The organism is Kribbella sp. NPDC049174, from assembly GCF_043197365.1.
Taxonomy (GTDB): Bacteria; Actinomycetota; Actinomycetes; order Propionibacteriales; family Kribbellaceae; genus Kribbella.
In genome coordinates this window covers 780,184-792,369 of the sequence record NZ_JBICSZ010000001.1, presented here as the reverse complement: position 1 = coordinate 792,369, position 12,186 = coordinate 780,184, and the positions used below count along the sequence as shown (strand labels likewise).

14 protein-coding genes are annotated in these 12,186 nt (G+C 69.1%); 3 read left to right on the top strand and 11 right to left on the bottom strand.

Annotated features, from left to right (window positions below; translation table 11 throughout):
- Positions 1 to 46: 46 nt before the first annotated feature.
- Together ACGFIF_RS03665 and ACGFIF_RS03660 are read right to left on the bottom strand one after the other, a co-directional pair.
- A complete protein-coding gene (locus ACGFIF_RS03665) occupies positions 47 to 466 on the bottom strand; it encodes a DUF3040 domain-containing protein (protein WP_393151042.1) in 420 nt (139 codons plus the stop codon).
- A gap of 328 nt (positions 467 to 794) precedes the next feature.
- The gene (locus ACGFIF_RS03660; RefSeq protein WP_393151040.1) at positions 795 to 1,547 is read right to left on the bottom strand and encodes a class I SAM-dependent methyltransferase; all 753 of its coding nucleotides are present in this window, start codon (positions 1,545 to 1,547) and stop codon (positions 795 to 797) included.
- Positions 1,548 to 1,749: 202 nt separating this feature from the next.
- Here ACGFIF_RS03660 and ACGFIF_RS03655 point away from each other — a divergent pair, with 202 nt between their 5' ends.
- The gene (locus ACGFIF_RS03655; RefSeq protein WP_393151038.1) at positions 1,750 to 2,109 is read left to right on the top strand and encodes a cupin domain-containing protein; all 360 of its coding nucleotides are present in this window, start codon (positions 1,750 to 1,752) and stop codon (positions 2,107 to 2,109) included.
- 39 nt (positions 2,110 to 2,148) lie between these two features.
- On the opposite strand, the gene ACGFIF_RS03650 is transcribed toward ACGFIF_RS03655, so the two are convergent.
- The 7 genes from ACGFIF_RS03650 to ACGFIF_RS03620 form a co-directional block, all read right to left on the bottom strand.
- Positions 2,149 to 3,000 (bottom strand): ABC transporter permease, encoded by an 852-nt coding sequence (locus tag ACGFIF_RS03650; RefSeq protein WP_393151036.1) that lies wholly within the window; start codon positions 2,998 to 3,000, stop codon positions 2,149 to 2,151.
- Complete coding sequence (locus ACGFIF_RS03645; protein WP_393151034.1) at positions 2,997 to 3,809, bottom strand: ABC transporter permease; 813 nt, start codon at positions 3,807 to 3,809, stop codon at positions 2,997 to 2,999. The genes ACGFIF_RS03650 and ACGFIF_RS03645 overlap by 4 nt, the downstream gene beginning before the upstream one ends.
- Positions 3,806 to 4,843, bottom strand: coding sequence for an ATP-binding cassette domain-containing protein (locus tag ACGFIF_RS03640; protein WP_393151032.1), 1,038 nt, complete (start codon positions 4,841 to 4,843; stop codon positions 3,806 to 3,808). The genes ACGFIF_RS03645 and ACGFIF_RS03640 overlap by 4 nt, the downstream gene beginning before the upstream one ends.
- A 202-nt stretch (positions 4,844 to 5,045) precedes the next feature.
- A complete protein-coding gene (locus ACGFIF_RS03635) occupies positions 5,046 to 6,260 on the bottom strand; it encodes a DUF480 domain-containing protein (protein ID WP_393151030.1) in 1,215 nt (404 codons plus the stop codon).
- 322 nt (positions 6,261 to 6,582) lie between these two features.
- The gene (locus tag ACGFIF_RS03630; RefSeq protein WP_393151028.1) at positions 6,583 to 6,774 is read right to left on the bottom strand and encodes a hypothetical protein; all 192 of its coding nucleotides are present in this window, start codon (positions 6,772 to 6,774) and stop codon (positions 6,583 to 6,585) included.
- A gap of 133 nt (positions 6,775 to 6,907) precedes the next feature.
- Positions 6,908 to 7,381 carry an SAV_6107 family HEPN domain-containing protein gene (locus ACGFIF_RS03625; RefSeq protein WP_393151026.1) on the bottom strand — a complete coding sequence of 158 codons (474 nt, stop codon included), beginning with the start codon at positions 7,379 to 7,381 and terminating at the stop codon, positions 6,908 to 6,910.
- Positions 7,378 to 7,896: a DUF6504 family protein gene (locus ACGFIF_RS03620; protein ID WP_393151024.1), complete on the bottom strand. Its 519-nt coding sequence runs from the start codon at positions 7,894 to 7,896 to the stop codon at positions 7,378 to 7,380. The genes ACGFIF_RS03625 and ACGFIF_RS03620 overlap by 4 nt, the downstream gene beginning before the upstream one ends.
- 400 nt (positions 7,897 to 8,296) lie before the next feature.
- Here ACGFIF_RS03620 and ACGFIF_RS03615 point away from each other — a divergent pair, with 400 nt between their 5' ends.
- Positions 8,297 to 8,860 (top strand): DM13 domain-containing protein, encoded by a 564-nt coding sequence (locus ACGFIF_RS03615; RefSeq protein WP_393151022.1) that lies wholly within the window; start codon positions 8,297 to 8,299, stop codon positions 8,858 to 8,860.
- A gap of 46 nt (positions 8,861 to 8,906) precedes the next feature.
- Complete coding sequence (locus ACGFIF_RS03610) at positions 8,907 to 9,377, top strand: YbaK/EbsC family protein (protein ID WP_393151020.1); 471 nt, start codon at positions 8,907 to 8,909, stop codon at positions 9,375 to 9,377.
- Here the strand turns inward: ACGFIF_RS03610 and ACGFIF_RS03605 are convergent.
- Both ACGFIF_RS03605 and ACGFIF_RS03600 read right to left on the bottom strand, forming a co-directional pair.
- Positions 9,370 to 10,101: a nucleotidyltransferase domain-containing protein gene (locus tag ACGFIF_RS03605; RefSeq protein WP_393151017.1), complete on the bottom strand. Its 732-nt coding sequence runs from the start codon at positions 10,099 to 10,101 to the stop codon at positions 9,370 to 9,372. The genes ACGFIF_RS03610 and ACGFIF_RS03605 overlap by 8 nt on opposite strands.
- A gap of 10 nt (positions 10,102 to 10,111) precedes the next feature.
- Positions 10,112 to 12,031: an N-acetylmuramoyl-L-alanine amidase gene (locus ACGFIF_RS03600; protein WP_393151015.1), complete on the bottom strand. Its 1,920-nt coding sequence runs from the start codon at positions 12,029 to 12,031 to the stop codon at positions 10,112 to 10,114.
- Between the last annotated feature and the right edge of the window lie 155 nt (positions 12,032 to 12,186).

Here is a 12,186-nt window from a genome sequence, read left to right as displayed (position 1 = left end):
GGTGTGGTTTGTCGGCCGGCTGCGCGCTCAGGCGCGGCGTCCTAGGTCAGAGATCTTCGTCGCGGCGTCGCCGCCAGCGATCCTCCATCCGCTCCATGAAGCTGCCGGACGAGTCGTGCTTGGTCCGGTGCCTCTTGGTCGGCGGCGGAGGTGGCGGCACGTCGTCGGCGTCCCCCGCGTTGCTGATCCGCTTCATGCTCAGCGCGGCGATGTAGAGACAGGCGACCATCATCACGAAGCCGATGACTCCGATGATGGTGTTGGGGATGATCGCGCCGGTCATCAGGACAACGATGCCCAGCACGAATCCAACGCCGGCAAGCACTGCCCGGCGCTTGTAATACAAGCGCACATTTGTCCCTCGCATGGCGGAGACGAACTTCGGGTCTTCCGCAGCAAGGGCGCGTTCGAGCTGCTCGAACTGGCGCTGCTCTTCTTCCGAGAGGGGCACCGTCGATCCCTCCATGGTGAGCGCGATCTCGATAGGCCGTCTTCAGTCTAGGCCGCGCTTGCCTCACACGAAACCCTGACCGCCTGTCCAGCGCGTCACGGTCCGGCAACTGCCCCCATCACACTCGCCTCAAACCCGCCAAAACCCGGCGTGTCGCGCCCCACTCCGACCGGGGAGAGCGTCGGTGCCGACGGCGATCCACTCTCTGACCCGTCTGAGCGGGCGTCGCCGACCCCATCCGCCAGATCCGCCGCGGTCACCACTCCATCACCCTCCGTCGCTCTCCGCCGCCTCCACGGCACCGTGTGACCCACAGCACAGCGCAAGGCGACCGGCTGAGCGCTCAGCGGGTGGCGAGGATGTGGAGCTGCGTGGCCACGGCCCGGAACGCCGGGTGCAGGCTGGCGGCGCGCTCCAGCTCGGCCAGGGCCTCGGCCGCGCCTGGTTCAGAGTCGACGAACGCGGACGGGACGAGGTCCGCGAACGTGCGTACGCCGTGCACGGTGTGCACCATGAAGCCGGCGTCGGCCAGCTGCGCGGTGATCCCCGCCTCGTCGAACCGCCGCGGCATCGGATCCGTCGGACCCCACCGCCCGTCCGGGTCCTGCAAGGCGACCCGCGCCTCGGAGAGGTGGCCCGCGAGCGCCCGCGCCAGGACCACAGCGTTGCGCTGGGCAACGAGAAGGCTGAGTACGCCGCCTTCCCGCAGTACCGACGCCATCGCCTGCAGCGCCTGCACCGGGTCGTCGACGACCTCGAGCACGCCATGGCACAGTACGGCGTCCGCACTCGACTCACCCGCGAGGCCGGGGAGCTCGGCCGCGTCACCCTGCACACCGCGGACCAGTTTGCTGACGCCTTCGTCACTGGCCCGGCGTTCGAGCGAGGCCAGGGCGTCGGGACTCGGGTCCACGACGGTCACCCGATGCCCCTCGACGGCCAGCGGTACCGCGAACCCACCGGTCCCACCGCCCAGGTCGACGATGTCCAACCCGGCCTCGGGATCGACCTGCGCCCGGCCCGCCAGCGCAACCCGCAGAGCCTCGGCCACCAGCGCCGTCCGCACAGACCGCCGCCGCCGATCGACCATCGTCATGACCCTCCTCGAACCATCAACCCCCACCCGCCACACCCTACTTCCCCACCACCCCACCCCACCGACACCGCCCCAGCCGCCTAATGGTCGCCCGGCCGAGGTAGCCGTAAGCGGTCGTTAATTCCCGGCCTCTGTCCTCGGACGGCGCGGATGCCCCAACGTGCGAAGTAAGGGGAGAACCGACGGATCCAGGAGGGGCATCATGGCTGTCTTCAGCAAGTCGTTCGACGAGCCGGACGAGCAACGGTCACCGGACAAGACCAGGGTCGATGTGGTCAAGCTGCCGGGTGCCAGCGTCGCCAGGCTCACCTTCCAGTCCGGCTGGCGCTGGTCGGAGTGCATCCGTCCCGTCGTCGGCGGCGAGTCCTGCCAGGTCCGGCACGTCGGAACCCTCGTCTCCGGCGAGATGGAGATCGTCCACGACGACGGCACCAAGGCGCGGATGGTCCCCGGCATCGCCTACGTCATCGAACCGGGCCACGACGCCTTGGTGGTCGGAGACGAGCCGGCGATCGGCCTGGAGTTCGAGTCGCTGGCCGCCGAGACGTACGCCAAGAGCTGACCCGCCTGCGCGATCCCGGCGCACTCGAGAGCACCGGACCTAGGAGCTCGCACTGGCGTACGAACGCACTCCGCGGCGCCACAGCATCCGGACGAGCGTCACCGCGACCGCCGACAGGGCGATCCCGCCGGCGACCCGAGTCCAGCCGCCGTCGCCCGCCAGCGCCTGGGCCGGGAACGTCGTCGCGAACGCCACCGGGAACGCGAACGTGAGGAACGCCCGCACCGCCACCGGGAAGAACACCAGCGGATACCGGCCTGCTTCCATCAGGTTGAGATAGATGAACGCGATCGGCCCCACCGACTGCAGCCAGAACGCGAGGAACGACAGCGCACTCCACACGGTCGCGAGCAGCACCAGCCCGCAGGCCGCGAGCACGAGCGCCTGCAGGATCTGCGGCACGTTCGGGGTGACCCCCGATTGCACGAGGCCGATCACCAGCACGACGATGCCGCTCGCGACGTTGCTGAGCTCCGCGACATTGATCCACCGAAACGTCAGGTAGAACTGGCCCGACACCGGCCGCAGCAGCACGCCGTCGAGCTCGCCCTCGGTGATGTAGCTCGTCATCCGCTGCAGGTTGGGCGCGATGAACACCGCCATCAGCCCGGTGATGATCTGGTACACCCCGACGAGCGTGATCACCTCGGGCCGGGACCAGCCGTGCACCTCCTGGGTGAAGCCGAACAGCAGCAGGATCGGCACGATGCCGAGCCCGAGCTGGACGAGGCCGACGAGCAACGTGGTGACGAAGTGCGCGCGGTAGTGCGTCTCGCGGACCAGCGCCTGCGTGAAGAACCGACGCCACAGCCGGAGGTGACGCACCTGCTTGTGCAGCCAGTTGCGGTCGAGCGGCTGCCGGTCGTCGGCGTACGTACGGGTCTCACTCATGCGCCCACCGCCGAGTACGCGCGGATCCCCGCAGCCCAGACGAGCCGCGCGAGCACTCCGAACACGAGCACATACCCCAACTGGAGCCCCAGGCCCACCAGGAGGTCCTGGCCGGACAGGTTGCCGGCGACGATCTCGACCGGGAACGACACCGTGAACCTGAACGGCTGGTTGTCGATGAACCCGCGCGACCAGTCCGGCATCAGCGCGAGCGGCACGACCGCACCGGACAGGACACTCGCGATGATCAGCCGGGCCTGCGCCAGCGCGGACACGTCGTCCATCCAGAACGCGAGCGACGCGATCAGGATGTCGATCGTGAACACCAGGATCGCCCCGAGCACGATGCTGACCGCGAACACCGCCCACCGGCCCGGGCCCGCCGGGATGTTCATCGAGTCGCGGAAGATCCACCACAGCACGCCGATCATCGGCACCAGCGCGAACAGCTTCAGGAACTTCTCCGACAGGTTGTTGGCGACGAAGCCCAGCAGCAACGAGGCCGGCCGCACCATCCAGCTGGAGAGTTTGCCGAGCCTGATGTCGTTCGCCAGGAAACCGGTCAACCACGACGACGTGACCATCGTGACGAAGCTGAGCAGCACGAAGTACGTCGTGACGTACTGCTCGTCGATCGGGAGCTGAGCCCCGTTCGCGATCGCGGTCCGCCAGATCAGCAGCGAGATGATCGGCACGCAGACGTTGGCCGCCATGAAGATGATCCACGCGCCGCGGTAGACGGACGCCTGGACGATCTGCGCCGCGGTCATCCGGCGCAGGACCCGCAGGTTGCGCACGAGGGTGTTCATGACGCGTCCCCGAGCGTGCCGCCGCGCAGGAAGAGGTCGCGCATGATCTCCTCGATATCGGCGTCCGCGACGTCGAGGTCGACCAGCGGACCGATCCGCGTCAGCTGCCCGAGTACGTCGCCGGCCCGCTCGCGGTCCACCTCGAGTTTGATCGTCAGGTCGGAGCTGTCGACCGCGGTCACGCCGTCGAGCGCCGCGAGTCGGCTGCCGTCGACGGCGGTCGCGTACGTCGCCCGCACGAGTTTGCGCGGCCGGGCCGCGTGTACGAGCTCGTCGAGGCCCCCGTCGTACTGCAGGCGCCCGTCGTCGATGATCATGACTCGGGAGCAGAGTGCCTCGATGTCGTCCATGTCGTGGCTGGTCACCAGGATCGTGGTGCCGCGGAGCTTGTTGACCTCGGCCAGGAACGTCCGCACCCGCGCCTTCGCGACCACGTCGAGGCCGATCGTCGGCTCGTCGAGGAACAGGATCTCCGGACCGTGCACGAGAGCCGCCATCAGCTCGAGCTTCATCCGCTCACCGAGGGAGACCTTGCGGACCTGGACGTTCAGCAGGTCCTGGACCTCGAGCAGCTCGGCGAGCTCGGCGACGTTGCGGTCGAACTCCTTCGTCGTGAGGCCGTACATGTCCTTGTGCAGCAGGAGACTCTCCATCGCGGGTACGTCCCACCAGAGCATGGTCTTCTGGCCCATGACGAGCGCGATCCGCCGCAGGTAGTCGTGCTTGCGGTCCGACGGGGTGAAGCCGAGGACCTCCAGCTCACCGGACGTGACGTACAGGAGGCCGGAGAGCATCTTCAGTGTGGTCGTCTTGCCGGCGCCGTTCGGGCCGAGCAACCCGACGACCTCACCGCGGTTGATGCTGAACGTGATCTCGTCGACGGCGAGCCTGGTCTCGTACTTCCGCCGGACCAGGCTCTTGATCGCGCCGCCGAGACCGGCCTGCTGTTTGTGGAACGTGTAGGTCTTCGTGAGATCGGTCGCCGCGATCACCGGCGGCCGATCCGGAGGGACATCAAAGGATGCGTGCGTCACGGTTGAGCACCGCTTTCGAGAGTCGGTTTCTGCCTCGGACCGGGCAACGTCAGCACAGAGCGTGCGAGCTTCCTGACACCGTCACGGTGCGGGAAACTCTCCTCTGGTCCTTCCGACATACGGCTGCCAGCGGAAACGCTAGGCCAGTCAGGAAAGCGATGTCCACCCGATTTCGCCGCGGCCCGACGAAGAGCCGCTGCGGTCAGGTGGTGGCGCGACGACCGACGACATACAGGCGCTGGGTTGTCTCCTGCCTGGCGGTGATGGGACCGCGGAGGTACCACTCGACGTCGACGAGGCCCGCGGCCTCGACCACCCCGACCACGTATGCAGGGTCGTGCAGCACGAAGTCGAGGTCGACCTCGTGGCCGAACAACTCGTCGACGTGGCGGACCTCGGCTCCGGCGTGCAGGCCGAGGACGAGCCAGCCGCCGGGATCGAGCGGACGCACCAGGGCCGCGACGGCGTCGGGAAGCTCGGAGGCCGCCAGGTGGATGAGCGAGTACCACGCCAGCACGGCCGCCCACCCGGAGCTTGTTGGCGGGCGGGCCAGTCGGCGCAGATCCCCGACCTGGAAGTTCCGGTCCGGGAAGCGCCGGCGGGCCTCGTCCACCATCGCGGGCGAGAAGTCGATCCCGGTGGCGTCGGCGCCATGATCGGCCAGGTACGCGGTGACGTGCCCCGGGCCCGAGCCGACCTCCACCACCGGGAGTCCGGCGGCCTGGGCGATGACCCGGTCCAGGAGCCAGGTCTCGAACGGCAGCTTGGTCAGCTCGTCCAGAAGCTCGTCGGCGTACGTGCCGGCGACAGCGTCGTACGACGACCGCACCCGAGCGTCACGCGCGTCCGCCCCGGCGGCGAGGACCGCGTCCCGATCGACCGCCTCGGTGGCGACCGGCGCGGCCTGCTCCGGCAGCGGCCCCAGGAGATGGATCCAGCGGTGGTCCTGCTGACCGGGGCGCCGTTCGAGCTCGCGAACCAGTGGCTCGGGACGCTCTGCCATCCGGCGCAGGCACTCCTCGACCGCGGTCCGATCGCCGAACGGGTGCAGACGATCGGTGCGAGTCCGCAGCTCACCGGGCGCCTGCGCACCCCGAAGGAGCAACACCGTGAGCAGCGCCCGCTCGTCGGCTTCGAGCCCGAGCCGCTCGTCGAGAGTCTGGTGGTACTTCAGCGTGCGCTGACCCGCGCCGGCCCACACGGTCCGCACCAGCTCCCGGTCCTTGAGCGATCGCGCGATCCGCTCCACCGTCCCCTGGTCGTAGTCGACGACGGGCTCGCGGTTGCTCGTCTGGTTGCAGGCCGTCCGCAGCGCGTTGGCGGTCAGCGGGTACGACGCCGGCACCGTCGTCTGCTTCTCCATCAGACTGCCGAGGACACGCTGATCCTCGGCGTCAAGAACAGGAAGTTCACTCACGCCCCCGACCCTAAAGCCCTCCCCACTCCCCCGCCCGCACCAACACCACAACCCGGTGGCAAGGCGGGAGTGGGCGGGCAGGTGTGGGCGGGGCAGGAGCGGGCGGGGCAGGAGCGGTCACGGCAGGAGCGGGCACGGCAGGAGCGGTCACGGCAGGAGCGGTCACGGCAGGAACGGTCACGGCAGGAGCGGTCACGGCAGGAGCGGGCACGGCAGCTGTGGGCGGGACAGCTGCGGGGCGGGACAGCTGCGGGCACGGCAGCTGTGGGCGGGACAGCTGCGGGCACGGCAGGTGGGGCGGGGCGGTGTGGCCGGATGGTGGTCAGCCGGGTTGGTACGTCTCGGGGTCGATCAGTTCGATGGGCTCGAAGCCGGCGCCGTTGCATCTGTCGCAAATGAAGTCCTGCCAACTGCCGGCGCCGGTGCACTTGCTGCACAAGCCGTCGTGCCAAGAGTCGCCGTCCATCGCCTGGTGCGGGCTTGGGTAGTGGGTGTCGGCGAGATAGCACTCCACGCCGGTGACAGCGTGGACGCGACCGCACAGGTCCTTTCCGACACCTCTGCGTAGCTGGCTCAAACGTCAGATCTCCCGAGTCGGCTGCCGTGGCCTACCTGCTGAAGGCACGCAGCCATCAGCTGGTAGGCGGTCAACTGGCTTGCATCCAGGGTTGGGTCAGGACGGATTGGGGGTCGGTGGTGGCGGTGAGGGCTGGCGTGCTGGAGAGGCGGAGGCTGGTCTCGACCAGGTCGTAGAAGGTCTCCACGGCACGGACGAGGTCGTCGGCCTCGCGGGTGGTGACGGCGCGTTCCAGGCCCGCTTCGGCGGCGGCGCGCTGGGCGGCGCCGGCGGCGAAGAAGGTGGCCCACTCGCCGAACTCGGGCGCCACCTCGGCCAGCAGGACCCAGGCGTTGCGCTGGACCCGGCGGCGAGTGCCGGAGCGGACCGGGCGGGCCCGGACGGCGAGGACCGCGGCCGCGACCCGGAGCGCCGCGACGTGGGCGCTCGAGTAGCGGATCAGGTGGTCGCTCGTCTCCACCGCTTCACCCAGTGCGGCGCGTGCGCGGGACAGTTCGCGGCTGGCCGCGCCGGCGGCTGCCGGAGATACCGGTGAAACAGTCATCGGTCCGTCACCCTTTCCAGTTGCCAGCGGCCGGAGTCCGGGTCGTGCGCGAGATCGAACAGCTCACGCCGACCGTGCCGGCCGCACCCCGCCTCTACTCGGTGGACCGCACGCCGCGGCCCCCAGTCTGCATCCAGTACGCCGACCGCCGCCGGACTCCCCGAGATCCCCGCGGTGTCGTCGGCGATGGCGCTCCCGGCGGGAGCGAGGGCGGTGGTGCTCCCGCCGGGAGCGGGCGCGGCAGCACAATCGGCGCGAGATCGGGGGCTCGCCGGCGCTGCCACGCCGTTCAGGTGGGCACCGGCGCGGGTCCGCGCCGGGCCGGGGCGGCCGTCGTAGGTGGCGCCGAGGCCGGCGCCGATGATGCCGCGCTCCCACCAGGCGGCGGTTTCGGTCCATCGGGCCTGGACGGAGCACACGCGCCAGAGCCGGCCGCGCCAGAGGAACTGCTCCGGGGTCTCGACGCCGTCCACGACATCCGAACGCACCTCGACGGCCTCGTCGAACTCCCACATGCTCCATCGCCTCCTGTGTACGAACGCCTTCCCAAGATCAAGAACTAGCCCTTGATCAAGGACTGGTCCCTGACCGACGGCTGGTGCCGGGGCCCGGCGGGCTGGCCCGAGGTGGGGGTCGAGGTCCACCCCGGTGCCCGGCCCGCCGGGACCACCGGTTTCCGATGCGGCCGCAACTCCGCACCGGAGCCGTCCAGTTGTCCGGATCACCCCTGGCCGGCCTCCCGACGAAGCCGGGCCGGATGTAATCGAACATCTGTTCGAACACGAACAGCGTATCGCCGCCCGCCGACAAACGTCAACGGGCCGTAAGCCCGGCGCGCCCCCACGCGCCCGATCCGCCGTCCAGACTGAGAAAGAGACCAGCGCCGTACGACGCGGGAGAACGGAGGGGACGACGATGCCGAGGCTTTCCACCCGGTGGCGGGCAGCACTGATCGCCGCGGCGGCGGTGGCCGTCGTGGTCACCGCGGTCGCGTTGCCGCTCTTCCAGCCGTGGCGGCTCTTCACCGACACGGTCGTCGACGAAGCGCTGCCCGGCGCCGTTCCGATCTCCACACAGTCATCGTCGACGACGCCACCGACAGTTTCCGGAAAACCTTCAACCGTCCCCGAGGTTCTGCTGACCGGGAAGCTGATCACGCACGAACACGAGACCGAAGGCACCGTCGCCGTGCTCAGACTCGCCGACGGCTCCCGCGTGCTCCGCCTGGAGAACCTCGACACCTCCGACGGCCCCGACCTCAAGGTCTGGCTCAGCGACGCCGCGGTCGTCGCCGGCCGCGACGGCTGGCATGTGTTCGACGACGGGAAGTACCGCAGTCTGGGCAGTCTGAAGGGCAATCACGGCAACCAGAACTACGCCATCCCAAGCACCGTGAAGCTCGACGACTTCCGCAGCGTCGCGATCTGGTGCGACCGCTTCAACGTGTCCTTCGGCGCGGCCGAACTCAGAGCCGCCTGAGAAGCCGCCTGAGAACCCGCGGGACCGGCCGCCTAAGCTGCCGAAGGTGAGCAATCATCCCAACGTGCAACGGGTGGCCGACGCGCTCCAGGCGGCCGGGGCCACCGGTGAGATCGTGATCCTGGACGAGGCGGTCCCGACCGCGGCGGCCGCGGCGGCGGAACTCGGCTGCGAGGTCGGCGCGATCGCGAACAGCCTGATCTTCGACGGCGACGGCGCCCCGGTGCTGATCCTGACGTCGGGCGCGCATCGGGTCGACACCGCCAAGGTCGCCGCCGAGCTTGGCATCACCAAGCTGCGTCGCGCCACCCCGGACTTCGTCAAGGAGCACACCGGCCAGTCGATCGGCGGCGTCGCGCCGGTGGGTCACCCGCACCAGGTGGCGACCTACGTCGACACCGCCCTCGGGCAGTACGACGTCATCTGGGCAGCCGCCGGCATCCCGCACTCGGTCTTCCCCACCACCTACGCCGAGCTCCTCGACCTGACCAACGGCACCCCGATCACCGTCAACTGAGTACGGCGGGAATCGCCGACTGCAGGAACTGCTGGGACAGCACCGCCCGGCGGTGACGCCAGAACGGGTTCGCCCGCTGCGCGGGACCGTACCGCCGACGGGCGATGTCCCGGACGACGGCCGCGGGCGCGCCGAGCGTGGGCAGGACGTCGAGGGCTGCCCGCTTGGTGATCAGCTCGCCGGTCGTCAACGTGACGTGGGCCCGGGCCAGCGTCAGCAGGCCGAGGTCGACCCAGACGTCCAGGTACCACGGTGGCCGTTTCGCCGTGACCGGGAACCAGAACTCGCGCAGATCGTGCCGGACGAAGTCCGCCAGTTCCGCGTCACTGATTGCTGGAAGCAACGACATCGGCGGCGGACCCAGCAGAGACGTGTTGCTCAGGGCGAGCTCCCGACGGGTTACCGCGGTCACCGGCCGGTCGAAGTACCGGCCCTGGGCGAAGGTCGCATGCCGGATCGACGGGTCCGCCAGTTGATCGGCCACCATGTAGGAGCAGTGCAGCTTCTCCGCCAGGGGCTCCGCCGCGATCAGCCGTTTGTGCAGGTCGGCCACCTCGGGCGGCGGTGGAGCTGTTACCACCGCCACCACGTCGAGGTCGCTGCGGCCGGCCTGGAAGTCACCCAGCGCCAGCGAACCGTGCAGCCACACCGCCTCGACGGGTGCGATGTCGCGGACAGACGCGACGAAGCCGTCCAGCATGGACTGGACGGCTTCGTCGATCACAGCGGTCAGCCTAGATCGCAGGCTTCAGATCCACATCGGCGGCGCGGACGTAGGCCATCCGGTGGCCGAACCAGATCTGGTAGTAGCGGTCCTTGCCGAGCACCTGGACCTTGTCGGTCGGCGGCTGCCCGGCGAACGTCACCGCGCGGTAGTAGTCGGTCTCGATGGACGGGTCGCCCACCGGGTAGGCCTGACCCGCGAGGATCGAGTACTGCAGTGGCGTGACGACCTGGTAGGGGATGCCCTCCGGGTACGCCGCCTGCTCCGGGTAAGCCCGGCCGTACACCGGCACCGACGCCTTACCCGCCTTCGGCTTCACCACAAGACCCGGTTTCGCGAACGCGTCCGGAGCCGACGCAGGGCTCTTGAACCAAGCCAGCGCACCCAGGTACCAGACTGCCACCCAGTCACCCTGCTGCTGCGCCACGACGTACTGCGAACCAGCGGCAGCGCGTGCACCGATGTCTGACACCACAGTCGTGCTGTCGGAACCGTCAGGGCGCAGTCCGAGGTCCTTGACCAGCGGAGCCGCGTCGTCCGGTGCCTGACGCAGGTAGACGAAGTTGGTGCCCTGCGGGGTGCACGTGGTGCCCGCACCGGTGCAGTTGGTCAGCACCTGCACGTTGTCGTCGAAACCGGGCTTGATCGTGACGATCGAGCCGGCCTTCACCGGGAACACCGACTTGCCCCAGATCGGCGCGTCGAGCAGGTCGAAGTAGTGCTCCCAGTCCCAGTACGGTCCCGGGTCCCAGTGCATGCCGCGGACCGTGCTCGGGATCGTCCCCGGGATCTGGTCGTGGCCGATGATGTGGGCCCGGTCGAGCGGGATGTTGTTCTTGGCGGCCAGGTAGCGGACCAGCTTGGCCGAGTTGCGGTAGAGCGACTCGGTGTACCAGGTCGCGCCCTGGGCCGCGAAGCCCTCGTGCTCGATGCCGATGCTGTGCATGTTCACGTACCAGTTGCCGGCGTGCCAGGCGACGTCGTTGGCCTTGACGTGCTGCCAGGTGTGACCGTCGGACGAGCGCATCGTGTACTGCCAACTCACGTACGTCGGGTCCTGCACCAGGTTGAGCGTGCCCTGCCAGCCGCCCTCGGTGTCGTGAATGATGATGTAGTCGATCTTGCCGGTGTTCGGCCGGTCCGCCAGGTCGTGGTTGCCGTAGTCGCCACCGCCCAGGTCCTGGTACGGCGCCGGCAGCCATTCACAGCCGAGAGACTTCGGGCACTCCACACCGGTGTTGTCGGCCGGAGCACCCGTCGGCAGCGACAGCTTGCTCACCTGGGACTTGTCCGGTGCGACCGCGACGGCCGGCATCACGACCTGCTGGCCGGTGTTCGTCGTACGGGCCGCACCGCGGGCCATGATCGAGTAGACGTCGTCAGCAAACACCGACGCGGCCACCCGGTCCGAAGCCTCCGCGTACGACGCCACTGCGCCGTACCACTGGGCTGCAGAGGTGTCAGCGCCGACCGGGAGCCCGAGAGCGCGCTGGTACGACGCCAGCAGCGCGGCACCACCCTCGATGTTCGCGGCGGTCTCATTGCGCAGGGCAACCGGGTCCAGCCCGGTCAGCTCGGAGGCCTTGTAGAGAGTCCGCAGTGAGCTGGCCTTGGCGATCTTGCGCTTGCCGGAGAGGTCGACGACCGCGGTGGGGTCGACAGCCGTGAGGTGCATCGGGCCGTAGCCACCGTCGGTGCTGGACGCACCCTGGTGGTCGTCCCAGCGGGTCTCGGCGTACGACACGGCCAGCAGCACGGACTCCGGTACGCCGTACTTCGCGGCCGCCGCGCTGAACGCGGAAGCGGCCATCGCGGTCGGCCCGGGGGTCGACGCAGCAGCAGGTGGACCGCCTGACGACGACACGCCGGTCACCGTGATGGCCAGCGCTACCGCAGTCAATGCGGCGAGAATCTTCGGACGACGACGCATGTTGTTCTCCTGAACCGACGGCGGGGATGCCGGTCACACAGACTGGCAGCCTGATCACTGTGAGTCGAGGCGACCCGGAAGTCAACGGTTAACCAAAACTCGCTGCGAGACGTTCGATAATGACAACACGGGTCGTCGCACGGGGTGGCGACTGA

What these genes read in the sequence shown, in the direction of transcription:
- ACGFIF_RS03615 (WP_393151022.1), top strand. Translation starts at nt 8,297, where the DNA reads ATGCCGAGGCTTTCCACCCGGTGGCGGGCAGCACTGATCGCCGCGGCG.
- ACGFIF_RS03600 (WP_393151015.1), bottom strand. Translation starts at nt 12,031, where the DNA reads ATGCGTCGTCGTCCGAAGATTCTCGCCGCATTGACTGCGGTAGCGCTG.
- ACGFIF_RS03620 (WP_393151024.1), bottom strand. Translation starts at nt 7,896, where the DNA reads ATGTGGGAGTTCGACGAGGCCGTCGAGGTGCGTTCGGATGTCGTGGAC.
- ACGFIF_RS03655 (WP_393151038.1), top strand. Translation starts at nt 1,750, where the DNA reads ATGGCTGTCTTCAGCAAGTCGTTCGACGAGCCGGACGAGCAACGGTCA.
- ACGFIF_RS03645 (WP_393151034.1), bottom strand. Translation starts at nt 3,809, where the DNA reads ATGAACACCCTCGTGCGCAACCTGCGGGTCCTGCGCCGGATGACCGCG.
- ACGFIF_RS03665 (WP_393151042.1), bottom strand. Translation starts at nt 466, where the DNA reads ATGGAGGGATCGACGGTGCCCCTCTCGGAAGAAGAGCAGCGCCAGTTC.
- ACGFIF_RS03625 (WP_393151026.1), bottom strand. Translation starts at nt 7,381, where the DNA reads ATGACTGTTTCACCGGTATCTCCGGCAGCCGCCGGCGCGGCCAGCCGC.
- ACGFIF_RS03650 (WP_393151036.1), bottom strand. Translation starts at nt 3,000, where the DNA reads ATGAGTGAGACCCGTACGTACGCCGACGACCGGCAGCCGCTCGACCGC.
- ACGFIF_RS03660 (WP_393151040.1), bottom strand. Translation starts at nt 1,547, where the DNA reads ATGACGATGGTCGATCGGCGGCGGCGGTCTGTGCGGACGGCGCTGGTG.